Origin of the sequence: Nocardiopsis alba, assembly GCF_000710955.1 — a bacterium.
Lineage (GTDB): Bacteria > Actinomycetota > Actinomycetes > Streptosporangiales > Streptosporangiaceae > Nocardiopsis > Nocardiopsis alba.
Map to the genome: position 1 here is coordinate 146,354 of NZ_BAZE01000013.1, position 24,136 is coordinate 170,489.

The following is a 24,136-nucleotide window of genomic DNA, read 5'->3' on the forward strand; positions in this document are numbered from 1 at the left end:
GAGGGCGTCGAGCAACGGCGACCGTGTGGCCGGACAGGCGACCCGCCCGGATCGGTGTGGACGTCGAGGAGGTCCAGGGGATGGAAGAGACGATGAGCACCGGTTCCGGACACGCCGCCGACGGCCACGACCTGATCCGCGTGCGGGGCGCGCGGGAGAACAACCTCAAGGACGTCGCCGTCGACCTGCCCAAGCGCAGACTCACGGTGTTCACCGGGGTCTCGGGATCGGGCAAGAGCTCGCTGGTGTTCGACACGATCGCCGCCGAGTCGCAGCGGATGATCAACGAGACCTACAGCACCTTCGTCCAGGGGTTCATGCCGCGCACGGAGCGGCCCGACGTGGACCTGCTCGACGGATTGACGACCGCGATCATCGTCGACCAGGAGAGGATGGGCTCCGACCCCCGCTCCACGGTCGGTACCGCCACCGACGCCAACGCCATGCTGCGCATCCTCTTCAGCCGGCTCGGAACCCCCTACGTCGGCCCGCCCGGGGCGTTCGCCTTCAACGTGCCCTCGGTCAAGGCGAGCGGCGCCATCACGGTCGAGCGCGGGGCGAGGAAGGCGGTCAAGGCGACCTTCAGCCGGACCGGCGGTATGTGCGTCACCTGTGAGGGCCGCGGCACGGTCTCCGACATCGACCTCTCGCGCCTCTACGACGACACCAAGGCGATCTCCGAGGGCGCCTTCACCATCCCCGGATGGAAGTCGGACAGCTTCTGGACCGTGCGGCTCTACGCCGAGTCGGGGCTGGTCGACCCGGACAAGCCGATCCGCGAGTTCACCGACAAGGAGAGGTGGAACCTCCTCCACCACGAGCCCGTCAAGGTCAAGATCGACGGGGTCAACCTCACCTACGAGGGGCTGATCCCCAAGATCCGCAAGTCGTTCCTGTCCAAGGACCGGGAGGCGATGCAGCCGCACATCCGGGCGTTCGTGGACGAGGCCGTCACCTTCACCACCTGCCCCGACTGCGACGGGACCCGCCTCACCGAGAGGGCGCGCTCATCGCGGATCAGAGGGGTGAACATCGCCGACGCCTGCGCGATGCAGATCAGCGATCTGGCCGACTGGGTCCGGGGGCTCGACGGGATCGAGGAGAGCGCCGAGGCCGGAGGAGGCGAGGCGCGCGGCACGGTGGCGCCGCTGCTCACCACCCTGCGACGGACCCTCGACTCGTTCGTGGACATCGGCCTGGGCTACCTTTCCCTGGAACGTCCCTCGGGCACCCTGTCGGGCGGCGAGGCCCAGCGCGTCAAGATGATCCGACACCTGGGCTCCTCCCTCACCGACGTCACCTACGTCTTCGACGAGCCCACCATCGGCCTGCACCCCCACGACATCGGTCGGATGAACGAACTGCTGCTGAACCTGCGGGACAAGGGCAACACGGTGCTGGTCGTGGAGCACAAGCCCGAGACGATCGCCATCGCCGACCACGTCGTCGACCTCGGACCCGGGGCCGGGACGGAGGGCGGAAGCGTCGGTTTCGAGGGGGACGTCGAAGGACTGCGCTCCTCCGGCACCCTCACCGGACGCCACTTCGACGACCGGGTCCGGGTCAAGGAGAGCACGCGCACGCCCACCGGGGTCCTGCCGATCCGCGGCGCGAAGGCCAACAACCTGCGCGACGTCGACGTCGACATCCCGCTGGGGACGCTCGTCGTGGTCACCGGCGTGGCCGGCTCCGGCAAGAGCTCCCTGGTGCACGGCTCGATCTCCTCCGACGCGGGCGTGGTCTCGATCGACCAAGGCGCGATCCGCGGTTCCCGACGGAGCAACCCGGCCACCTACACCGGGCTCCTCGACCCGATCCGCAAGGCGTTCGCCAAGGCCAACGGGGTCAAGCCGGGACTGTTCAGCGCCAACTCCGAGGGGGCCTGCCCCAACTGCGGCGGGATCGGGGTGATCTACGCCGACCTGGTGATGATGGCCGGTGCCACCGTCACCTGCGAGGAGTGCGAGGGGCGGCGGTTCCAGGCCTCGGTCCTGGAACACCGCTTCGGTGGACGCGACATCGCCGAGGTGCTCGCCATGTCGGTGGCCGAGGCCGAGACGTTCTTCGGCGCCGGTGAGGCGAGACTGCCCGCCGCCCACCGGATCCTGGGCCGGCTCTCCGACGTCGGGCTCGGCTATCTGCACCTGGGACAGCCGCTCACCACCCTGTCCGGAGGCGAACGCCAACGGCTCAAGCTCGCCACCCACATGGGCGACAAGGGCGGCGTCTACGTCCTGGACGAGCCGACGACCGGCCTGCACCTCGCCGACGTCGAACAGCTGCTGGCCCTCCTGGACCGGCTCGTCGACTCGGGGAAGTCGGTCATCGTCGTCGAACACCACCAGGCGGTCATGGCGCACGCCGACCACATCATCGACCTGGGCCCCGGCGCCGGACACGAGGGAGGACGGGTCGTGTTCGAGGGGACCCCGGCCGAGCTGATCGCCGCGCGCTCCACCCTCACCGGCGAGCACCTGGCGGCCTACGTCGGCGTCTGAGAGCCCGTGTCGTCGGGGCGGGTCCCGCGGACGGACCCGGCCCGGTCGAGGCCGTCGCCCCGCTCCAGCGCGATCACCCAGGCGAAGGCGGTCTCCACGTCGTGGACGGTGGGGACCCCGATCGGGTCCGGTGGACGCCGCACCACCACGACGGGGACGTCCAGCTCCCGCGCCGCCGCCATCTTCGGCCAGGTGTAGGTGCCGCCGGAGTCCTTGGTGATCAGAACGTCCGCCCGGTGCCCGGTCATCAGCGCGCGTTCGCCGTCCAGGGTGTAGGGACCGCGGCTCGTCACCACCCGCCAGGCCGCCGGGGGAGCGGGCTCCGGCACGTCCACCACCCGGGCCAGCACCGCGTGGTCGCCGAGGGTCGGGACCAGCCGGGACAGCTCCTGTCGGCCGACCGTCACGAACGGACGCGCCCCCAGCGCGGCCGCCCGCTCCGCGGCCCCCTCGTGGGTGTCGACGTAATGCCAGGCCGGGTCGGGCTCCCAACCGGGGCGCTGCAATCGCAGCAGGGGAAGCCCGTCGTGGGCGGCCACCGCGTTCGCGCTCATGCCCAGGGCGAAGGGGTGGGTGGCGTCCACCACCGCGTCGTAGTCGACCAGGGCCGCGCGCAGTCCGGCCACACCGCCGAAGCCGCCGATCCGCACCTTTCCCACCGGCAGACGGGGGCGCGCCACCCGGCCGGCCAGCGACGACGTCACGTCCACCCCGGCCTCGACCAGCAGCGCGGCGAGCTCACGGGCCTCGGAGGTCCCGCCCAGCAGCAACAGCCTCATCGGGCGCTCCCCGCCGTGCGAGCGGGCGGGCCGCCGGGCGCCAGGACGGGCATGGGCTCGGAGCCGCCGGAACGGGCCAGCTCCAGCAGCGCGTCCACGTCCAGGTACCGCTCCACCAGATCGGCGAGCAGGTCCACCCGCCGCTCACGCGCGGCAGGGAAGTCCACCCCCGACGGCTCCTGGTCGAGCGTCTCGGCGAGGAAGGCCGAACGGAAGGCGTCCCCCTCCAGCGCCCCGTGCCACATGGTGCCGAACACGACGCCCGAACGGGCCCCGCCGGGGAAGGCCTCCACACCGTCGCCCACGGTGATCCGACCGTGATGGATCTCGTAGCCGTCCACGGGCGCCCCCAGCGCCTCGCCGGACGGCAGCCTCAACGTCTTGTCCGGGGTGAAGTCGGTGCGCACGTCGAGCAGGCCCAGCCCCTCCGCGTACGCCCCGGGCTCGGCCTCCACCCCCTCGGGGTCGTGGACGCCCCGGCCGAGCATCTGGAACCCGCCGCACACGCCGAGCACCGGACGCCCCCGTCGGGCGTGCTCGACGATCGCCGCGTCCAGCCCCCGCGAACGCAGCCAGGCCAGGTCGGCGAGGGTGGACCGGGTACCGGGCAGGACCACCAGGTCGGCGTCGGCGATGTCGCGCGGCCCCGAGGCGAAGACCACGTCGAGCCCCGGCTCCAGACCGAGCGCGTCCACGTCGGTGAAGTTGCTGATCCGGGGCAGACGCACCACGGCCACACGGCGGGCCGAGACCCCGTCCGCGCGCCGTCCCTCCAGGTCGAGGGCGTCCTCGGAGTCCAACCACAACCGCGAATCCCACGGCAGGGTCCCGTACACGCGACGTCCGGTGAGCCGTTCGAGGTCCTCCAGCCCGGGCCGCAGCAGCTCCGGGTCCCCGCGGAACCTGTTGATCACGAAACCGGCGATCAATTCCTGGTCGGCGGGTTCCAACAGCGCCACCGTCCCGTACAGGGCGGCGAAGACCCCGCCCCGGTCGATGTCGCCGACCACCACCGTGGGCAGACCCGCGTGCCGGGCCAGGCCCATGTTCACGTAGTCGCCCGCCCTCAGGTTGATCTCGGTCGGGCTGCCCGCCCCCTCGGCGACCACGACGTCGTAGCGGGAAGCGAGGTCGTCGAAGGCGGCGTGCGCGGCCTCGGCGAGGTGGCGGCGGCCCTCCTCCCAGTTCGAGGAGGAGACCTCCCCGGCCGGATGGCCGAGCAGGACCGCGTGGCTGCGCCGGTCGCTCCCCGGTTTGAGGAGTACCGGGTTCATGGCCGGCTCCGGCAGGGCGCGGGCGGCCAACGCCTGCACCCACTGCGCCCGACCGATCTCCGCGGGGCGGCCGTCGGGGCCGTGACAGACCATGGAGTTGTTGGACATGTTCTGCGCCTTGTACGGCGCGACCCGGACACCACGGCGGGCGAAGGCCCGACACAGGGCGGTGGTGACCACGCTCTTGCCGGCGTCGGAGGTGGCGCCGGCGACCAGCAGTCCGGACGCCCCGACGCGCCCCGTACCGTTCCCGCTCACCCGTTCCTCCTCAGCAGCGCGGTGTCCATCACCCAACCGGCCCTCTCCCGGGCCCGGCGCCGGGCCTCCTCGATCCGGGGCAGCACGTCGCCGACCCGGCCGGCCACCAACTCCTCGGAGTCGGTCCCCAGGTTGGCGCCCCACCACAGGGACCATTCCTCCAACCCCTCCAGACCGTGCCGGCCGGTCAGCATGACGACCAGGTTGTCCTGGCCGGACTCCACGGCCTCGCGCAGCCGACGGGCCGGGGTGATGTGGACCGGGCTCCCCACCTCGTGCAGCACGATCCGATGCCGCGCGGCCAGGAGCTGGGGCGCCCCGATCCCGGGGAGCACGTCGTAGTCCAGCGGCACGTTCCCCCGTTCGGCGATGGCCGACACGATCCGCAGGGTGGAGTCGTACAGGGACGGATCCCCCCAGACCAGGAACGCGGCGGTGCCGCCGCGCTCCGCCAACACCCGCTCGAAGGCGACCACACGGGCCCGGTGCCAGTCGGCGACGGCGGCCCCGTAGTCTGCGGGATCGTCACGGTCGCGTTCGGGATCGGGGACCTCGACCAAGGGGAGGTCGAACGCGTCGCAGACACCGCGACGCAGAGCGAACAGGTCGTCGTCCCGACGTTTGCGGGCCGCCACCGCGTAGTCGCAGCCCTCCAACGCCTCGGCGACCTCCCGGGTCAGATGTCCGGGCCCCATACCGATGCCGAGGATCCGTACCCTCATTCCGCCCGTTCCTCCAGGTCCCCCTCGACCTCCAGGTAGACCTCGGTCAGGGCCTCGAGGGTCTCCGGCTCCGGCTCCGCCCACAGGCCGCGCCGCGCCGCCTCGTGCAGACGCTCGACGATGCCGTGCAACGCCCACGGGTTGGACCGGCGCAGGAACTCCTGCGTCTCGGCGTCCAGGACGTACTCGGCGGCCAACCTCTCGTACATCCAGTCGTGGACGACCCCTGCCGTGGCGTCGAAACCGAACAGGTAGTCGACGGTGGCGGCCAGCTCGAAGGCCCCTTTGTAGCCGTGCCGGCGCATGGCCTCGATCCAGCGCGGGTTGACCACCCGGGCCCGGAAGACCCGCGCGGTCTCGTCGGCCAGGGGGCGGGTGCGGATCGCGTCCGGGGTGGTGGAGTCGCCGACGTAGGCCTTGGGCTCGGTGCCGGTCAGGGCCCGCACGGTGGCGATCATGCCGCCGTGGTACTGGAAGTAGTCGTCGGAGTCGGCGATGTCGTGCTCGGCGCTGTCGATGTTCTTCGCCGCGACCTTGATCCGCCGGTAGTTGGCGCGCATGTCGTCGGCGGCGGGAACCCCGTCCAGACCACGACCGTAGGCGAAGCCGCCCCAGTTGGTGTAGACCTCGGCGAGATCGCGGTCGTCACGCCAGTTCCCGGACTCGACCAGCTGGAGGATGCCCGCCCCGTAGGAGCCGGGCGCGGAACCGAAGATCCGGGTGGTGGCGCGCCGCCGGTCGCCGTGCGTCTCCAGATCGGCGAGCGTGTGCGCCCGCACGAAGTTGAGCCCCTCGGGTTCGTCGAGGTCGGCGACCAGGTTCACGGCGTCGTCCAGCATGGCGACCACGTGCGGGAACGCGTCACGGAAGAAACCGGAGATGCGCACGGTCACGTCGATACGCGGCCGGCCCAGCTCCTCCAAGGGCACCACGTCGAGCCGGTGGATCCGTCGGGACGCCTCGTCCCACTCCGGGCGCACGCCCAAGAGCGCCAGCACTTCGGCGATGTCGTCGCCGGACGTGCGCATGGCCGAGGTCCCCCACACCGACAACCCCACCGACTCCGGGTAGGTCCCGGTCTCCTCCAAGTGGCGGCGGAGCAGGGAATCGGCCATCGCCTGCCCGGTCTGCCAGGCCAACCGGGAGGGGACGGCGCGCGGGTCCACGGTGTAGAAGTTGCGGCCGGTCGGCAGCACGTTGACCAGCCCGCGCAGCGGAGAGCCCGACGGGCCCGCCGGTACGAAACCGCCGTTCAGGGCGTGCAGGACGTGGTCGAGTTCGTCGGTGGTCCGGGCCAGACGGGGCACCACCTGTTCGGCGGCGAACTCCAGGACCGGACGCACCTCCGGGTCCTCGCTCCGGTCGATCACGGCCGCCGGATCCCAGCCGGCCTCCTCCATCCGCTCCACGAGATCGCGGGCGATCGCCTCCACCCGGTCGACCTCGACGGTGGGAGCGTCGTCCTTCAACCCCAGGGCGGAGCGCAGACCGGGCAGGGCGCGACCGACCCCGCCCCAGACCTGGGCGGCGCGCAGGATCGCCAACACCAGGTTCACCCGGGCCTCCCCGGCGGGCGCGTCGCCGAGCACGTGCAGACCGTCGCGGATCTGGGTGTCCTTGATCTCGCACAGCCAACCGTCGACGTGCAGCAGGAAGTCGTCGAACTCCTCGTCGTCGGGACGCTCCTCCAACCCCAGGTCGCGGTGGAGCTCGGCCGCGCGCATCAGGGACCAGATCTCGCCCCGGACCGCCGGCAGCTTGGCCGGGTCCATGGCGGCGATGTTGGCGTGCTCGTCGAGAAGCTGCTCCAGCCGCGCGATGTCGCCGTAGCTCTCCGCCCGGGCCATCGGTGGGATGAGGTGGTCGATGACCGTGGCGTGCGCGCGGCGCTTGGCCTGCGCGCCCTCGCCCGGGTCGTTGACCAGGAACGGGTAGATCAGCGGCAGGTCGCCCAGCACGGCGTCCGTGGCGCAGGAGGCCGACAGAGCGGCGTTCTTACCGGGCAGCCACTCCAGGGAACCGTGCTTGCCCAGGTGGACGACGGCGTGGGCGCCGAAGCCGTGCTCCAGCCAGCGGTAGGCCGCCATGTAGTGGTGGCTCGGCGCCAGGTCCGGATCGTGGTAGATGGCGATCGGGTTCTCCCCGAAGCCGCGCGGGGGCTGCACCAGGACGACGACGTTGCCGGCGCGCAGCGCGGCCAGGACGATCTCCCCGTCGTCGTTCACGTACAGCCGGCCGGGGGCGGGGCCCCACGCCTCGACCATCTGCTCCTTGAGGGCCTCGGGCAGTCCCTCGGTCCAGGCCGAGTACTCCTCCGGGGAGATCCGCACGTGGGCCTCGGTGAGCTGGGCGGAGGTCAGCCAGTCCTCGTCCTGACCGCCCGCGGCGATCAACGCGTGGACCAGGGCGTCGCCGGCCTCGGTCTCGTCCTCCAGGTCCAGTCCGGGCAGATCCTCGGGGGAGCCCAGGTCGTAGCCCTCCGCTCGCAGCCGGCGCAGCAGGCGCACCAGCGAACGGGGCGTGTCCAGCCCCACCGCGTTCCCGATGCGCGCGTGCTTGGTGGGGTAGGCGGACAGCACGACCGCGATCCGCTTCGCCTCGACCGGAACGTGCCGCAGCCGCGCGTGGGCGACGGCGGTCCCGGCCAGCCGGGCGCAGCGCTCGGGGTCGGCGACGTAGCGGGGCAGACCGTCGCGGTCGATCTCCTTGAAGGAGAACGGGACGGTGATGATCCGGCCGTCGAACTCCGGGATGGCGATCTGGCTCGCCGAGTCGAGCGGGGTGACGCCGTCCTCGGAGGCCTCCCAGGCGGCCCGGGAGGAGGTCAGGCACAGCCCTTGCAGGACGGGCACGTCCAGCGCGGCCATCCGCTCCACGTCCCAGGCCTCGTCGTCCCCGCCGGCGCTCGCGGACGCGGGAACACTGCCGCCCGCCGCCAGCACGGTGACGATCAGGACGTCGAGGTCGCCGAGGGCCTCGTACAGTTCGTCGGGCGCCGAGCGCAGCGAACCGGCGAACACCGGGACCCCGACGGCCCGACCGGTCGCGTCGACGGCGTCGGCCAGGGTGTGCGCGAAGGCGGTGTTCCCGCCGGCCTCGTGCGCCCGGTAGTAGAGGATGCCCACACGTGGCAGATCCGGGTCCACGGGCCGGTCGCGCTCGGCGAAACCCCACGCGGGCAGGGCCAGCGGAGCCTCGAAACCCTCACCGGTCAACAGCACGGTGTCCGACAGGAAGGAGTGCAGCCGACCGAGGTTGGCCGGTCCTCCCTCCGCCAGGTAGCGGTGGGCCTCGGTCGCCACCCCGATCGGCACGGTGGAGTGCTCCATCAGCTCGGCGCTGGGCTGCTGCTCACCGCTGAGGACGATCAGAGGGGTGCCCCGTTCACGGACGGCGGCCAGACCGGGCCACAGGTCGTGCGGCGACCCCAGCAGCCGCACCACCACCAGATCGGCGCCGTCGACGGCGCCGGTGAGCTCCGCCTCCGTGGCGCGGGAGGGGTTCGCCCACGTGTACGCGGAACCACTGGCCCGCGCGGAGAGCAGATCGGTGTCGGAAGTGGACAGCAGAGCGACCCGTGCCGTCATGGCCGGTTCCTCCCTCGGGGTTCTCGCCCCATCGGCGGTCGGATCGCCCGAGACCAGTGTCTGGCTGACCTCCGTCATGGAGGTTCACAGTGGCGGAACCGCCCCGGACTCACACCGGGTTCCTGAAGCCACGGGCAAAGGATCATCACTGTAACCGGCGCCCCGGGTCCACACGTGCCCGGGTTCCCGATTTCGTCTCCATGGAGGAGGCCCCGGACCGGCCGCTCGGGTTTCCTCCCGGAACCCCGGCGACGGTCCGACCACCCCCGTTACGATGGTCCGGTCCTTCGAACGCCCCACCGACCGGCCCCGCCTCACCGGATCGCGAGCGGATCGAAGACCCCGGATCGAAGAGAGGCGTCGATTGCACGGCCCCGACCACACCGACGACCCTCTCGGAGACGAGGCCTTCACGGTCCTCGGTCGAAGGCTCTCCGCCCGCTACGTCGAACTGCACGACCGGGCCGTGGACGAGTACGAACGGCGTTGCTGGGAGGAGCGCGTCATCGACCTGCGCGAACGTAGGAGATCGGTGGCCTCGGACGACGTCGAGACCAGGAACCGCTACGTCCGCGAGTGGACGGCCCTGCTGGCGGACCTGCTCCTTCTCGACGAGGAGTGAGCCCCGGGGAGACACCGTCGAAGACGTTCCGCGACAGCGCCTCTCCGGACGGGGCTCTCTCCGGGTGGGCTCAGGGTCGGACGAGGACCTTCAACGCCTCGCGGGCGTGCATCGCCCGGTACCCCTCCGGGGTCCGCTCCAGATCGACGGACCGGTCGAAGACCAGGCCCGGCTCGACCCGCCCCTCCAACACGTCGGGCAGCAGCTCCTCGATGTAGGAGCGCACCGGGGTCGGTCCGCCGGTCAGGGTGATGTTGCCGCCGAACACCGTCGAGAAGCCGATCGGCGCCCGTTCGTACTGCGGTACGCCCACCCGGCTGACCACACCGCCGGCCCGGACCACCCCCACGGCGGTCTCGTAGGCGTCCAGGTGGCCCACCGCCTCCAGGACGGTGTGGGTGCCCTCGCCGCCGGTCAACTCACGGACCCTCTCGATGCCCTCCGGACCGCGTTCGGCGACCACGTCGGTGGCGCCGAACCGGCGCCCCAGGTCGGTGCGGTCGGTGTGCCGGCCCATCAGGATGATCCGTTCGGCCCCCAGACGGCGCGCCGACAGCACGGCCAGGAGCCCCACGGCCCCGTCGCCGACCACCGTGGTGGTCTTCCCGGGCCGCACCCCGGCGGTGACCGCGGCGTGGTGGCCGGTGGTGTAGACGTCGGCCAGGGTCAACAGAGAGGGCAGCAGGGCCGAGTCCTCCTCCACCGGAAGCCTCACCAGGGTGCCCTCGGCGTGGGGGACCAGGACCGCCTCGGCCTGGGCCCCGCTGAAGATGCCGCCCTCCGGGCAGGAGGTGTGCAGCCCCTCCCGGCAGAGGGCACAGGTGTTGTCGGCGTAGGAGAACGGAGCGACCACCAGGTCGCCGCTCTTCAACCCGGTGACGTCCCAGCCGGTGTCCTCGACCACCCCGATGAACTCGTGCCCCATCGGCAGCCCCTCCGGTACGGCGGGCATCGAACGGTACAGGTGCAGATCGCTTCCGCACACACAGGAGCTCACCACCCGCACGACCGCGTCGGTGCTCTCTCTCGGCTTCGGGTCCGCTACGGTCTCGACCCGGACGTCCCCCGCCCCGTACATCACTGCTGCGCGCATCTCGTCTTCCCCCGTGGAAACTCGTGGCATGGTCGGAAGCGCACCCCTCGACCCTCGCGCACGGCGGGGCACTCGGGTGCGCTCGTCCCAGCAAACTAGGTTTCGCGGTCCCGTGTGGGAGAAAGTCGTAACCCGCATCGACGGTTCCGGCGGCCCGGATACCCTGTCGCCCATGCCCCAAGGGAAAGAGACGCCCTTCGAGTCCTCCGCGACCCGGATCCCGGGTGGCCCGGGGTGGTCCATGGACCACCGGGCCCGGAGCCTGGCGGGGCGGGGCCCCGAGGGCACCGCGTCCTGAGAACGCGAGAGGCCCCGCCCCCGGTCAGGGGCGGGGCCCGCGGTGGCGACCGCGACCCGATCAGCCGACCGGGTTCTCGGCGAGGGCCCTGGCCTCGACCTTCTCCTTGATCAAAGCCATCTCCTTGGGGATGTTCCGCTCCAGGTTGCGGGTCATCTGGGCGTCGTCCACCGGCGCGGTCGGCTTCAGGGCGAAGTCGTGGCACCAGGTCATGAGGACCCCGTCGGGGCGGTCCTCGTACGTCCACTCGATGTTCATGTACTGGAACGCCCCGGTCTCCACCCGGTGGGCGCGCGCCACACCGGCGGCGCGGTCCATGACGCGTTCGGACACCCAGCTCCACACCCGGCCCTGCTCGTCGGGGCGCTTGGTGAGACGGAACCGCACGATGTCGTCCTCCTTGTGGAGGATCTCCACCGACTCGTGCTCGGTGAAGAGCTCGGGCCAGGAGGCGACGTCGTTGGTCATCTCCCAGACCAGGTCGTAGGGGGCGTCGATGAGGATGCTGCTCTCGGTACGTCCGGGCACGACGATCACACCCCGTCCGCGGTGACGACGTCGCCCTCGGCGACGAAGGCGATCAGAGCGGTGGGGGAGGGCACCAGCTCGGCGTCCGGGCCCAGCTTGCGGCCCACACGGCGCTCGATCTCGGCGATGATGCCGAGGACACCGAGCGAGTCGACGCCCAGCTCCTCGAAGGTGCTCGTGGAAGCGGTCGCGACGTCGGTCCTGACCCCGGCGCAGATGGAGACCAGCTCCACCAGCTCCTCGATCGTGATGTTCCTCTGGGACATGTTCCTCCTTGGAATTCCTGTTTCAGGCGTGTTCGGGATGCTTGAGGACGACCGCCGAGTTGGCGCCGCCCATGCCGCGCGACAGCACCAGGGCGGTGCGCGGTCGAGCGGGTCGGGGGACCCGGACGACCAGGTCGAGGCCGAAGGGCGCGTCGAGGACATGGGGCGTGGGCGGGATGATCCGGTGCTCCAGGCTCAGAACGGCCGCGGCCACGTCCAGGGCGCCCGCGCCGGCGTAGGCCCGGCCGAAGCCGGTCTTCGGGGCGGTCACGGCCACCCCCTTCGGGAAGAGTCGGCGGATCGTGGCCGCCTCGTCGGCGTCGGCCTTGGGCAGGCCCACGGCGTCGGCGAAGACGACGTCCACCTCCTCGGGGGAGACCCCGGCGCGTTCCATCGCCTGCCGGGCCGCCCACAGCAGACCCTCACCGCCGGGGTCGAAGACGCCGACACCCCCGAAGGTGCTCGCCTGCCCAGCGACGACGGCCCGGATCCGGGCCCCGCGCTCCCGCGCCACGTCGGCCCGCTCCACCAGGGCCACGGCGGCCCCCTCGGCCGGGACGTGACCGGTGGCCCCCTCGGTGAAGGGGACGTAGGCCGTGGTGGGGTCGACACCCGGACTCAGGACCTCGGATCCGACCTGGCAGGCCAGTGAGAACGGCGACCCGATCGGCGCCTCGGCGCCTCCGACCAGCATCGACGAGGTACCGCGACGCAGGGTCCGCGCGCTCTGTCCTAGGGCGTCGAGCATGCCCGGCTCGTCGGTGACCAGGACACCGCACATGCCCTTGAGCCCGTTGCGGATCGATACCTGTCCGGTGCTCGCGGCGTAGAACCAGGCGATGGACTGGTAGGGGCCGACCCGGTCGGGGCCCTCGCTCCACAGAGCCTCGATCTCGCGCTGGCCGAACTCCACGCCGCCGGCGCCACTACAGATCAGCGCACCGGTCGCGTAGGGGTCGACGGAGGTGTCGACGCCCGAGTCGCGCAGCGCCTCCTCGGCGGCGACCAGCGCGAACCGGGTGAAGGCGTCGGTCTGGACGACGAAACGTCCCTCGATGTGGTCGTAGGGGTCGAACCCGGGCACCTTCCCGCCCAGGTGGACGTGGAAGCCCTCGGTGTCGAAGTCGGGGATCGGGGCGATGAGCGTGCGCCCCTCGACCAACGCCTCCCAGTACGCCTCGACGCCCAGACCCGCGGGCGAGACCGTGCCCAGGCCGGTGATCACCGTGTCCATGGTCATCCCTCACACCCCCCTGTCCAGGACGACCGCCGACTGGAAGCCGCCGAAACCGCTGCCCACGGACAGCACCACGTCGTTCCTCTGCTCACGGGCGGTCAAGGGGACGTGGTCGAGGTCGCATTCGGGGTCGGGCGTGGTCAGGTTGGCGGTGGGCGGGACCACCCCCGTGTCCATGGCCAGGACACAGGCGGCCAGTTCGATCGAGCCGATGGCGCCCAGCGAGTGCCCCACCATCGACTTGATGGAGGACATGGGAACCCGCCGCGCGTGCGCTCCCAGAGCCCGCTTGACCGCGTCCGTCTCGTGCCGGTCGTTCTGCACGGTTCCCGAACCGTGGGCGTTGACGTAGTCCACGTCCTCGGCCGACCGCCGGGCCCGGTCCAGGGCGGTCGTGATGGCGCGCGCCATCTCGGTGCCCTCTCGCCGTAGCCCGGTCATGTGGAAGGCGTTGCCGTGGTTGGCGAAGCCCGCCACCCGGCAGCGGATGTCGGCGCCCCGACGTTTCGCCGCGGACGCCTCCTCCAGGACGAGTACCGCCGCGCCCTCGCCCATCACGAAGCCGTTCCGGTGCCGGTCGAAGGGTCGAGAGGCGTGTTCGGGGTCGTCGTTGCTGTCCGACGTCGCCTTGATGGCGTCGAAGCAGGCCATGGCGATGGGCGAGATCGGCGATTCGGCGGCGCCCGTGACGACCACGTCGGCGAGGTCGTCCTCGATGGCCTGCGCGGCGTAGCCGACCGCGTCCAGCCCGGAGGTGCATCCGGTGGAGACGGTCTGGACCGGGCCGCGCGCCCCGACGAGTTCGGCGACCTCGCCGGAGAGCATGCTCGGCGTCAGCGCGCGGTACAGGTGGGGCGAGGCGCTGGAGGGGTCGACCACCCAGTCCGCCCCGCTCCGGCTCATCGTGACGTACTCCTTCTCCAGGAGTGTGGTGCCGCCGACGGCGGTGCCCATGCTCACGCCCAGACGCCAGGGCGAGAACCCCTCCAACGGGGTCCCGCTGTCGGCGAGGGCCTCCGCGAGGGCGACGGCGGTGAACTGGACGTATCTGTCCATCCGCGCGACCTGTTCCGCGTCCAGTCCGTGGGCGGCGGGATCGAAGTCGACCTCGGCGGCGATGCGGGAGCGGAACCCGGCGGGGTCGAACAGGGTGACGGCCCGGGTGGCGGTCCGCCCGGCGGTGAGCATGTCCCAGAAGGCGGTGGTTCCGACCGCTCCGGGCGCGACCACGCCGATTCCGGTGACGACGGCTTCACGCCTCATGTCGCCGCCTCCCGTCCTCCGACGAGGGGCGCGCGGGCACGGGTGGCGAGGTGTCGGGCATCGACACCATCGCGAGGTGGTGATGCTGGCTCAAGGACGTCTTCTTCCACGGGTCGAGGGCACCGATCGAGGCCGGAGGCGGGAGCGGGTCGCCGGGCGGTCCGGGGCGGCGCGGGGCACGGTCGGGACGAGGGCTGGTCGGTGGTGGAGAGCGGACACACGGGGGACGCGGAGGTCGTGTGACCAGGAGTAAGGCCTGGTCGTGGCCCGCGTTTTCACTTCAAGCACATGTCGTATCACGCTTCGTGGTCGATCGTCGTGACGAAATGCGCGTGGGCGGGCACCTGGCCGGCCGGCTTTGTCGTTCCATCCCGTTCGTCCTGTTCGAGATGGGCGGCTCGTCGCCTTCGCTCGGTTATGAAACGGACGTCGTCTCTGCGCCGTGAGAGGAGGCCTCGCCACGTGGGCGCGTAATGCTCCGAAAAATACGACCTAGCCTCTGAGGCGTCCCCCGAACACACGAGAACAAGAGACGGTCGGTATGACGGACGACGGTTCGAGCGGAGTGGAAGACGTCGACGCCCGAAGAACCCCGAAGGACAGGGCGTCCGCGGAACGAGAGCGGGAGGATCCGCTCCCTCCCCTTCGGTCTCTTCTCGCCGGGTTCGGCGTGGCGGCCCTTTTCGCGGGGTTGATCTGCCTCTTCACGGGTGTGAACCTCTCGACCCGTTCCGATATGGCCGAACTGACCGAGCGGACCCCCATCGTGGGCTTCCTTCTGGTGGTCTTCATGACCGGGGTCGTGGTGCTGGCCCCGATGGCCGCCGCCGGAATAGGGGAACGCGGGGTCAGACGGGCTCTGGCGGTCCTCTCCGCGGTCTCCGGAACGGGGCTCGTGTACGCGCTCCGGCCGCTGTGGGTGTTCGAGTACCTGCGCGACGAACGGGCGGACCACTGGGCGTACGGTCTCGGTGACCTCTGGCTCTGGATCGGCATGGTGGCCGTCACCCTGGGGTCCGTCCTCTATGCCGTGGTCCCGGTCGGAGGGAAGGGGCTCTGGCGGAGGCCTTCGTCACTGGTCGGAGCCGGGGCCGCGTCCTTGGCGGTCGTCCTGGCCATGGTGATGGTCCGACCGATCGCGGACGAGGTCGGTGCGCGGCTCATCGAGCACACCACGGCGGCTCCTCTCGAGGGCGCGGCTCCCTCCGTTCCGGAATCGGTCTCCGAGGTCGCCTGGCAGTGGTCGCCGGAGGACGACCTCGTTCCCGCGGGGGCGCTGGCGGTGGAGCGCGGGGTCTTCGTGCGGCTGGTGGACGGCGGTCTGCTCCTGGACGGCGAGACCGGGGAGGAGCTGTGGCGTCATCGGCGTCCCGGCCACACCCTTCGGGCCGGGGTGGGTCCGGAGGGCACGACCGTCGCCATGGCCTTCGCGCTGCCCCACGCCCATCACCTGGAGGGAGGCGTCGGGGTCGAGTTCCTCCGTCTGGACGCCGGCACCGGGGAGATCGTCGACGAACGCACCCTCGCCCCGTTCTTCGACACCGAGGCGGGGGAGGGCGTCGTCGAGGTCTACGCGGGGACGGGCGACGACGTGGACACCGACCGTCCGCTGTCGGTCGTCCCCGCCGAGTCGGGCGATGTGGAGGATCTGCCGCCGGTGCTCGCGCACATGACCGACGACCTCCTGCTCTCCGTCGGGGGTGAGGAACGGAGCGTCCCCTTCGGTTCGGAGGAGGGGTACGCGACCGCCTACGACCTGGAGACCTGGGAGACGGCGTGGACCCTCCCCGAGGAGGAGGACTGCGTCGATCGAGGGGCCGGAGAGTGGGATCGGACGGCGCTCGTGGGCGACCTGGTGCTGACCTCCCGGCTCTGCTCGATCCCTCGCGGCGAGGAGGACTGTGAGGACGAGGACGGCTGCCCGGACCGGATGGCCGTGGCCGCCTGGGAGGTCGACACCGGGCGGGAACGGTGGCGGCACGAGTGGGAGGCGGGCGAGGACGTCGAGAAGCCGCCCGCGCTCCGGGTCGCGGGGGAGAGCCGGGGGTCGATCCAGGCCCCCGCGGAGGACCGCGGGGAGGCCGGGGAGGGCGATCTCTTCTCCCACCGGGACTTCGACGACCGGGGCGACCGTGTCCTGGTGAGCCGTGCCGACACCTGGTACGAGGGTCTGTTCGTGTTGGACGCGACGACCGGGGAGGTACTGGAGGAGGAGCGGGACGTCCCCTTCACACCCCCTGAGGACGGCGATCGGCCGGACCCCTTCGCCGAGGAACCGGTGGGGTTCGACGAGGACGCCTACTACGCGAGGGTCGGGCGTCCGAACGACGGGACGGGCGTCCGCCTGGAGAGAGTGGGGTTCGGTTCCTCGGGGGAGCCCGAACGGCTGGTCGACCTGACCCATGAGAGCGATGGCTGCCTCATGACGGCGGGCTCCGCGGTCTGCGCCTACGGTCTGAGCCGGTACCGGACCTCGGACACCTCGCCCGGGGGCGGCCATGGGCCGAGGGTGGAGGTCACCGACCTCGCGGGCGGGACCGACACGATCTCCCTGTGGGGCGTCGGCGAGGAGGGGCTCGACGAGATGGGGGAGCCGTCCTTCCTGCCGGTCCCCGGGGCGCTGTTGCTCGTGCCCGGTGGGACGTTCGCGTCCCCCTGGGTCGCGGGACGGATGGGGGCGGCGGAGGAGATGGTCGTGGGAGGAGGGGAGGCCCCCGAACCGACCCGAACGCCGATCGTCGCCCTGCGCTGATCGGGGCGGCCCTCTCGAACGGGCTCCTTCGACCCCCGTCCCCGCGAGGGGCGAGGCCGAAGGAGCCCGTTCTTCTCATTGGAGGGTGTGCCATTGACGATAGTGTGTGTCGCACACTATCGTGTGACACATGCTGGATGATGAGCGTTGGGCCGGACATGTTCAGGAGCTGAGGCGCGGCACGGTCGTGCTCGCCTGCCTGGCCATCCTCGGCCGCCCCCACTACGGCTACGCACTGCTCGAGACCCTGGAGAAGGCGGGTTTCTCGGTGGACGGCAACACGCTCTACCCGCTTCTGCGGCGCCTGGAGAAACAGGGGCTGTTGACCAGCGAGTGGAACACCGACGAGGCCCGACCGCGCAAGTTCTACAAGGTCGGTCCGGACGGTGAGGAACTGCGCGACGCGCTGATGGGGGAGTGGCGTGCCCTCGACGGCTCGATTCGAGCTCTCATGGAAGAGGACCCCGATGGACGACCGTAAGACCGAGACCACCCTGACCGACCGTTACGTCTGGACCGTCACACGCCACCTTGGGGCGGAGGCCGGCCCCGACGTGGCCCGGGAACTGCGCGCCTCCATCCGGGACCGTGTGGAGGCCGGGATCGAGGCGGGGAACGACCCCGCGACGGCGGAGCGTGAGGCGCTCACCGAACTCGGCGACCCCGAGACGCTCGCCCGCGAGTACGGAGAGCTCCCCCGTCACTTGATCGGGCCCGCGCTGTATCCCGACTACGTGCGACTGCTGAGAGCGCTGCTCGCGATCCTGGCCCCGCTCGCCCTGGCCCTGTTGTTCGTGGACCGATTCGAGTCCGGCGCCGGTGGCCTCGGCGAGATCGGCGTCGAGGCGGCCGTCGTCCTGGTGACGGTGACGGTGCACGTCGCCTTTTGGACGACCCTGGTGTTCGCGGTCATCGAGCGGGTGCGCCCCGCCGACCGGCGTGACCTGCCCCTGACCGCCTGGGACCCCGACCGGTTGGACGTCGACGTTCCCGGCGGGCGGGTCGGTCTGCCGGGGACCGTCGCCCGTGTGGCCCTCGAGGCCGCCATGATCGCCCTCCTCGTCTGGCAGTTCTCCGGTGTCTCCGACCCCGGTTCCCAGATCCAGGTCCTGGACCCCGGGCTCGGTCTGGCCTGGAAGGTCCTGCTCATCGGGACCTTGGCGGCCGGGGCCGTCACCGCCCTGGCGGCCTGGCGGGTCGGTCGGTGGGCCTCGGGGCTCTCGGTGATCGATGTCCTGGTCACCGCCACCGGCGCGCTGGTGACCGTGTACCTGCTGATCCAGGACCGGTTGATCGTCTCCGACCTGTCCGAGCGTCTCTCCGAGGTGTTCGGCGGCATGATCGACCTGACGATCTCGAACGACCTCCTCGCCGCCCTGGTGATCGTCATCGCGGTCTGGGACATCGCGGACCGCCTGCGCGGTCACCGTCGGGACACGACCAAGGCCTGACCCGTCGGTCCTTCCGCTCGCGAACGGACGGCCCGGCGCGCCCCCGGGGTCGAGGGGCGCGCCGGGCCGCGGGCGTGTGCCCCGGCTTCGACGGACCGTCTTCTTTCGAGGAACGGATTTACCGTTCCGAACGGTACGCGGTCTTTTTTCTCGAAGGTGCGACCCATGGGCATTCGCGGCACGGGTTTCGGAATCGGTGGAGAACGGCGCGTGTCCTGAGTGTGGCGTCCGAATTACGGATTGATCCGGGATTCGGATCTCTAGAGAGGAAAGGTCCCATCTTTCCCCTTCGAGGGAGGGTGGGATGAATCGTTACAGGTGGTGAGGGGTGGTCCTCCCCTTCTTTCGATTTTCTCCTATACAACAAGGGGAACCGTTTTCCCATGGGGGTGGCCGGTTCATTCTCTGACCGGAATCGGCCATGGAAATCCGGGCCACCACCCTTTGCGCGCCGTGCGGGGTCCATGTTCTTTTATGACTGGCAAGTAACCCCGCGAGCCACGAAGGATCCCCCATGACCGAGAACCCCGGATCGGGTCTGGACCGACGCGCCATCCTGCGCGGAGCCGCCATCGCCTCGGGCGCCGTCGCGCTCGGCGCGTTCGGAGCCACGAGCGCCTCGGCCCAGCCCGTCGACGCCACCGACGTCGCACGGATCGCACAACCCGAGCTGTACTGGCGCGGCGCCTGGAACGCCCGCCCGCCGAGCGGCCCGATCCAGGTGCTGGCCGCCCCGCCCCGCTACATCGTGGTCCACCACACCGCGACGGCCAACAGCACCAACTACACGCTGGACCACGCCCTGGCCCTGTCCAAGTCGATCCAGAACTACCACATGGACTCCAACGGCTGGATCGACACGGGGCAGCAGCTCACCATCAGCCGCGGCGGCCACCTCATGGAGGGCCGCGATCGCACGCCGGAGTCCATCGCCGCCCGGCAGCACGTCGTCGGCGCCCACGTGGCCAATAACAACAACACCTGCATCGGCATCGAGAACGAGGGCACCTACACGAGCGCGAGCCCCACTCAGGCCCTGACGAACACCCTGGTGCAGACCCTGGCGTGGCTGTGCGGCGCCTACGGCCTCAACCCGCAGAGCGCCATCCTGGGGCACCGGGACTTCAACGCCACGGCCTGCCCCGGAGACGTCCTCTACTCGATGCTCCCCGACCTGCGCAACAGGGTCGCCCAGACCATGCTGGCCCACGACATCCCGATCGCCGCCGCCCGGCACGAGCCGGACGAGAACGGCCCGACCTATCCGGCCGTCCCGGACAACGAGCCGGAGCGCGAGTTCTACCACGGCCCGACCAGGGGAGAGGACGACTTCTCCCGGTAGAGCGGAGGCGGAGGAGGACGTACCCCCGTTCCACGTTCTCCTCTCACCTCTCGACGGCGGTGCCCACCATCCCCCGGTGGGCACCGCCCTTTCGCGTGTCACACGGGCCCCACTCGACCACCAGACGTCACCGGACGGTGTCCGAGCGTTGGTCGACGCCTGGGGTCGTGTTCAGCCCCGTCGACGAGGGTTGCCTACCGCCGGTCCCCCGGCCGGCGATACCCCCGTATCGGAGGCGATCCCCATGCCAACGACACACTCACGACACACGCGGACGTGGAACCCCCCGCGCCCTCGCACGATGATCGTCGCGGCCCTGGCCGTGACCCTCGCGGGCTCCGTGACGACGGTGCTCGCTCCGGCCGCGGCGGCCCCGACCAAGGACTCGGAGGAGTCCGTCTACCGAGGTCAGGTCGAGGTCGTCCGCGACGCCGACGGCCCCACCGACGACTCGACCCTCACCGGTCGGGTGTTCGTCGACGAGAACCGGGACGGTACCGGTGACGAGGACGAGACCGGCCTGGCCGACGTCATGGTCACCAACGGCCGCGACGTGACGCTCACCGACGACGAGGGCCGTTACAGCCTGCCCGTGTTCGACAACATGACCGTGTCGATCACCCAGCCGGCGGGTTACCAGGTGCCCCTGGACGAGTACAACATCCCCCAGTTCCACTACAACCACCTTCCCGAGGGCTCTCCCGACCTGCGCTACGGCGGGATCGAGCCGACCGGCCCGCTACCGGCCGAGCTCAACTTCCCCGTCGTCGAGAGTGAGGAGACCGCGAAGGCCGAACAGAACTGCGTCATCGCCGGCGACCTCCAGACCTACGACGAGGAGGAGATCGAGTACGCCCGGGCCGGGGCCATCAAGGACCTGTCCGAGCGCGACGACTACGCCGGCTGCGGCACGCTGTTCGTGGGCGACGTCGTCGGCGACGATCTGTCCCTCTACCCCGCGATCAAGGAGCTGGTCGGAGAGACCAACGGGCCGGCCCGCTTCCTGCCCGGCAACCACGACCTCGACTTCGACGCTCCGAGCGCCGAGCACTCCTTCGACACCTTCCGCGCTCGGCTCGCCCCGGCGTACTACTCCTACGACGTCGGCGACGTGCACGTGATCGCGTTGAACACCGTCGACTATCCGTGCGTGGCCGCCGACGACAGCCCCGAGGGCATCGAGGAGCACTGCTCCGACCCGGAGGGCAGCCCCTCCTACAACGGTCGGATCGGCGACGACCAGCTGGCGTGGCTCGAAAGCGACCTGGAGAACGTCGACCCCGACAAGCTGGTCGTCGTGGCCGGCCACATCGCCCTGCTCAACTACGCAGACGAGGGCTCGGCGGTGCACCAGGTCGACCAGGTCGCCCGCGTGCACGAACTGCTGGAGGGCCGCGAGGCGGTGTCCGTGGCCGGTCACAGCCACAGCATCGAGAACATGAGGACCGGTGACGACGTCGAGGGCTGGCGCGACCTCTTCGGTATCGAGGGTCTGCCCTTCCCGCACATCACCGTGGGCGCGATCTCCGGCGACTGGTACTCCGGCGAGGTCGGTGAGGAGGGCTACCCGACGGCGATCGGTCGTGACGGCGGCCGTCCCGGCGTGGTGACGCTCGACATCGAGGGGTCCGACTTCCAGGAGCGCTACACCGTCACCGGCGAGTCCGACGACGTGCAGACGCAACTGGGCATCAACAGTCCGACCTACCGCGCGTGGTTCGACGAGCGTCGGGAATGGAACGACGACCCCGTGGGCGAGGCCCCCGAGTTGGACGCGCCCCTGGCGCTGGACCGGGACGACCTGGCCGACGGCAGCTGGCTGACCACCAACTTCTTCCTCGGCTCCACCGGGTCGACGGTGGAGGTGTCCATCGACGGCGGGCCCGTCGAGGAGGCGGTGCGCACCCAGCGGATGGAGGGCGAGGCCGTCAACGTCGGTGTCGAGTACTCCGACCCGTACGCGGTCGCCCAACAGCTGGTCCACGGCGGCAGCCTCGCCGACCGGACGATGCACCTGTGGCGCTTCGACCTGGACGAGGATCTCGATCTCGGTGAGCACACCGCCGAGGTCACCGCGACCGACTCCTACGGTCGCGCGTTCACCGACACCCTGGTCTTCGAGGTCGTCGACGAACGTTAGTCGCCCACCTGGGAGAGGGGCCGCCACCATCGGGGTGGCGGCCCCTCGTCGCGTCCACGGTGTGCGGGGTCCTCGCACGCCGGTCGACACGTCTCCTCAGTTCGAACCCTCCGGGAGTCCGAACAGGACGGTGATCCCGTGGCTTCCGGGAAGGAGGGTCCCGGAAGTGGTGAAGACGTCTCCGGCCGGGGTGGCGATGTGGTCGATCCCGCGAAGGAGTCTCTCCTCCCGCTCGGTCGGGTCGGGCACCGTGTAAGGGGAGGGGTGGACCTCACCGCTCCGGGAGTCGATCGCGATGACCTGATGGAGCTCGTTCGCCCCGAACAGGAGGCCGCCGCGCACCTGGTGTCCACGGTCGATGCTCAGGTGGACCCGATCCTCGATCGTCCAGGCGAAGGTGCCATCGGAGATGTCCACACCTCCGGGTTCGCGCCAGAACAGGTCCCCGAAGGTCCGGACCGCGTCGCCACGGCTATAGGAACCGAGGGTGATCGACGCATGGCGCCCTCCCTCGAGATCGTTCTTCCGCCACAGCTCTTCTCCGCCGGGGCCGAAGGCGATGAGCTCGGTGGAGGCGAACTCGCGGTCGGCACGATGACCGTCGAAGGCCGACACCTCGAACACGGTCGCGGTCTCGTGCGTGACGATGTTGTACACCGCGTGCCCGGTCCCGGGGGCGGGGTGAGCCGGTGGTTCTTCGAGGAGCCGGTCATGGACGAGTGCGCCGTCGATCGTGTCGTAGACGGCCACCGCGGGTCCCTCGGCGAGGACGAACCTGCCGCCCCCGAGAGCGGTGAGCGGGGTGAGGTCGGCGTTCGGAAAGGTCTCCTCGCTCAGGGATGTCGTCTCGGTGTCGATAGTGGCGATCTCGCGTCCGTCGCCCGTGTCGAGGATCCTCCACGCGCCGTCGAACACGACGATCCGGTCGGCACTCTCGGGGTCGGCCAGGAGGTCCGTGACCCCGGGGGCGCACCAGAGTCGACGCCCGGTCTCCATGTCCAAGGCGAGCAGGGCTTCACGAGGATCGTCCGCCCCATCGTCGTGAAGACGTACGAGCAGGACATCGCCCACCGCCTTCACCCGGCCCGAATGGATGGTCCGGGCGCCGCCCCGGCCCTCCACGCCGAACAGTTCCTCTTTGATGTCGAACGTCCACCGGACCCGTCCGTCCTCGGCCTCGTAGACACCGAAGCCCCGAACACCGTTCAGAACCACCGATGTGCGGTTCCCGGTGGTCACACCGCCCCAGAGGGGGAGCCACCAGGCCGCTTCACCGAAGGCGGCATTGCCCTCGAACGCTCGGGCCCGATCGAGCATGCCGGGGTTGCGCGGTGGGTCATCGCCTCCCCGGAGTGGTTCCCCGTCGGGCCAGGCATCGGACGCCCCCCGCGCGACCGCGGGCCGTGCGCACAGAGCCGCATCGGCGGCTCGGGAGGAGTACAGAGGGGAGAGCAGACCGGCCAGTACCACCACCGTCACGGCGATGATCGCCGTCCGGGAGGTGAGCTCGCCCTTTCGCCCCCGTCCGCCCGTGGTCAGGGCTTTCCAACGGCCGATTCGGAACAGAACGTCGACCAGGAGGAGGGCGATGAAGCAGAGCGACCACGGCGGGGGCCAGGCGATATAGGCCGCCGCGCTCATGGCGCCGAACAGGACGATCCCGCTCAGGACGGCCACGATCCCGGGCACCGGGAGGAGCGGGTCCCCGTCAGGGCGCAGCGCTTGGAGCGCCACGAGGCCGAGTGCCACCATCGCCCCCGCCCCTGTGACGAGGAGCGGGAACCCGGTGAGCACCCACATCAGGGCGAAGAGGCCCGGGGCGAGGGCGGTCACGTGTAGGAGTGAAGGGACGGTGAGGAGGGTCTTCCAACGTGGAGTGGGAGGGGGATGCGGGGCCATATCGACTTTTCGTTCTCGGGGGCTTCCGGTGCGCCCTACGACCTCGGGCCGGGGAGACGCTGTTCCCTTTCGACGCGTCGACGAGCCGCCTGGTTCGGGGAGAGCCGAGGATACGAGGCCCGTCTTC

The 24,136-nt window shown here is 70.8% G+C and carries 19 protein-coding genes and 1 riboswitch; of the genes, 9 read left to right on the plus strand and 10 right to left on the minus strand.

Annotated features, from left to right (window positions below; all coding sequences use genetic code 11):
* The first annotated feature begins 80 nt into the window (after positions 1-80).
* Positions 81-2,498, plus strand: a complete 2,418-nt coding sequence (locus TR33_RS21890; RefSeq protein WP_042285211.1) for an ATP-binding cassette domain-containing protein — start codon at positions 81-83, stop codon at positions 2,496-2,498.
* On the opposite strand, the gene TR33_RS21895 is transcribed toward TR33_RS21890, so the two are convergent.
* From TR33_RS21895 to cobN, 4 genes are read right to left on the minus strand one after another with little or no spacing between them, the layout of a single operon-like run.
* Complete coding sequence (locus TR33_RS21895; RefSeq protein WP_042285154.1) at positions 2,483-3,277, minus strand: cobalt-precorrin-6A reductase; 795 nt, start codon at positions 3,275-3,277, stop codon at positions 2,483-2,485. The two genes, TR33_RS21890 and TR33_RS21895, sit on opposite strands and share 16 nt — an antisense overlap.
* Positions 3,274-4,809 (minus strand): cobyric acid synthase, encoded by a 1,536-nt coding sequence (locus TR33_RS21900; RefSeq protein ID WP_042285155.1) that lies wholly within the window; start codon positions 4,807-4,809, stop codon positions 3,274-3,276. The genes TR33_RS21895 and TR33_RS21900 overlap by 4 nt, the downstream gene beginning before the upstream one ends.
* On the minus strand, positions 4,806-5,531 hold the full coding sequence (gene cobF / locus TR33_RS21905; protein WP_042285157.1) for a precorrin-6A synthase (deacetylating): 726 nt from the start codon (positions 5,529-5,531) through the stop codon (positions 4,806-4,808). The genes TR33_RS21900 and cobF overlap by 4 nt, the downstream gene beginning before the upstream one ends.
* On the minus strand, positions 5,528-9,118 hold the full coding sequence (cobN, locus tag TR33_RS21910; RefSeq protein ID WP_042285213.1) for a cobaltochelatase subunit CobN: 3,591 nt from the start codon (positions 9,116-9,118) through the stop codon (positions 5,528-5,530). Before cobN ends, cobF begins: the two co-directional genes overlap by 4 nt.
* A 34-nt stretch (positions 9,119-9,152) precedes the next feature.
* Positions 9,153-9,266, minus strand: a riboswitch (cobalamin riboswitch).
* A 216-nt stretch (positions 9,267-9,482) separates the two neighbouring features.
* Here cobN and TR33_RS21915 point away from each other — a divergent pair.
* Positions 9,483-9,740: a hypothetical protein gene (locus TR33_RS21915; protein WP_017533706.1), complete on the plus strand. Its 258-nt coding sequence runs from the start codon at positions 9,483-9,485 to the stop codon at positions 9,738-9,740.
* Between the two features lie 70 nt (positions 9,741-9,810).
* Here the strand turns inward: TR33_RS21915 and TR33_RS21920 are convergent, their stop codons facing one another.
* Positions 9,811-10,833, minus strand: a complete 1,023-nt coding sequence (locus TR33_RS21920; RefSeq protein ID WP_199806173.1) for an alcohol dehydrogenase catalytic domain-containing protein — start codon at positions 10,831-10,833, stop codon at positions 9,811-9,813.
* 172 nt (positions 10,834-11,005) lie between these two features.
* Here TR33_RS21920 and TR33_RS27450 point away from each other — a divergent pair, with 172 nt between their 5' ends.
* Entirely contained in the window at positions 11,006-11,131 is a 126-nt protein-coding gene (locus TR33_RS27450; RefSeq protein WP_267880671.1) for a hypothetical protein, read from the plus strand.
* Between the two features lie 60 nt (positions 11,132-11,191).
* On the opposite strand, the gene TR33_RS21925 is transcribed toward TR33_RS27450, so the two are convergent.
* From TR33_RS21925 to TR33_RS21940, 4 genes are read right to left on the minus strand one after another with little or no spacing between them, the layout of a single operon-like run.
* Positions 11,192-11,668, minus strand: coding sequence for an SRPBCC family protein (locus TR33_RS21925; protein WP_017533708.1), 477 nt, complete (start codon positions 11,666-11,668; stop codon positions 11,192-11,194).
* The gene (locus TR33_RS21930; RefSeq protein ID WP_014910174.1) at positions 11,665-11,925 is read right to left on the minus strand and encodes an acyl carrier protein; all 261 of its coding nucleotides are present in this window, start codon (positions 11,923-11,925) and stop codon (positions 11,665-11,667) included. The genes TR33_RS21925 and TR33_RS21930 overlap by 4 nt, the downstream gene beginning before the upstream one ends.
* Positions 11,926-11,947: 22 nt before the next feature.
* Positions 11,948-13,159, minus strand: coding sequence for a beta-ketoacyl synthase N-terminal-like domain-containing protein (locus TR33_RS21935; protein WP_199806175.1), 1,212 nt, complete (start codon positions 13,157-13,159; stop codon positions 11,948-11,950).
* A gap of 9 nt (positions 13,160-13,168) precedes the next feature.
* Positions 13,169-14,425: a beta-ketoacyl-[acyl-carrier-protein] synthase family protein gene (locus TR33_RS21940; RefSeq protein WP_017533710.1), complete on the minus strand. Its 1,257-nt coding sequence runs from the start codon at positions 14,423-14,425 to the stop codon at positions 13,169-13,171.
* Positions 14,426-14,664: 239 nt separating this feature from the next.
* On the opposite strand from TR33_RS21940, the gene TR33_RS26750 reads away from it, so the two are divergent.
* The 6 genes from TR33_RS26750 to TR33_RS21965 all read left to right on the plus strand — a co-directional run bounded on the left by TR33_RS26750 (position 14,665) and on the right by TR33_RS21965 (position 22,110).
* Positions 14,665-14,871: a hypothetical protein gene (locus TR33_RS26750; protein ID WP_159068814.1), complete on the plus strand. Its 207-nt coding sequence runs from the start codon at positions 14,665-14,667 to the stop codon at positions 14,869-14,871.
* A 290-nt stretch (positions 14,872-15,161) separates the two neighbouring features.
* The gene (locus TR33_RS21945) at positions 15,162-17,177 is read left to right on the plus strand and encodes a PQQ-binding-like beta-propeller repeat protein (RefSeq protein ID WP_234305921.1); all 2,016 of its coding nucleotides are present in this window, start codon (positions 15,162-15,164) and stop codon (positions 17,175-17,177) included.
* Between the two features lie 130 nt (positions 17,178-17,307).
* Positions 17,308-17,658: a PadR family transcriptional regulator gene (locus TR33_RS21950; protein WP_014910919.1), complete on the plus strand. Its 351-nt coding sequence runs from the start codon at positions 17,308-17,310 to the stop codon at positions 17,656-17,658.
* Complete coding sequence (locus TR33_RS21955; protein ID WP_042285165.1) at positions 17,645-18,628, plus strand: permease prefix domain 1-containing protein; 984 nt, start codon at positions 17,645-17,647, stop codon at positions 18,626-18,628. The genes TR33_RS21950 and TR33_RS21955 overlap by 14 nt, the downstream gene beginning before the upstream one ends.
* A gap of 514 nt (positions 18,629-19,142) precedes the next feature.
* Entirely contained in the window at positions 19,143-19,970 is an 828-nt protein-coding gene (locus TR33_RS21960) for a peptidoglycan recognition protein family protein (protein ID WP_042285167.1), read from the plus strand.
* 301 nt (positions 19,971-20,271) lie between these two features.
* Positions 20,272-22,110 (plus strand): calcineurin-like phosphoesterase C-terminal domain-containing protein, encoded by a 1,839-nt coding sequence (locus TR33_RS21965; protein ID WP_017533713.1) that lies wholly within the window; start codon positions 20,272-20,274, stop codon positions 22,108-22,110.
* Between the two features lie 96 nt (positions 22,111-22,206).
* Here the strand turns inward: TR33_RS21965 and TR33_RS21970 are convergent, their stop codons facing one another.
* Positions 22,207-23,943, minus strand: a complete 1,737-nt coding sequence (locus tag TR33_RS21970; protein WP_017533714.1) for an outer membrane protein assembly factor BamB family protein — start codon at positions 23,941-23,943, stop codon at positions 22,207-22,209.
* Positions 23,944-24,136: the final 193 nt, after the last annotated feature.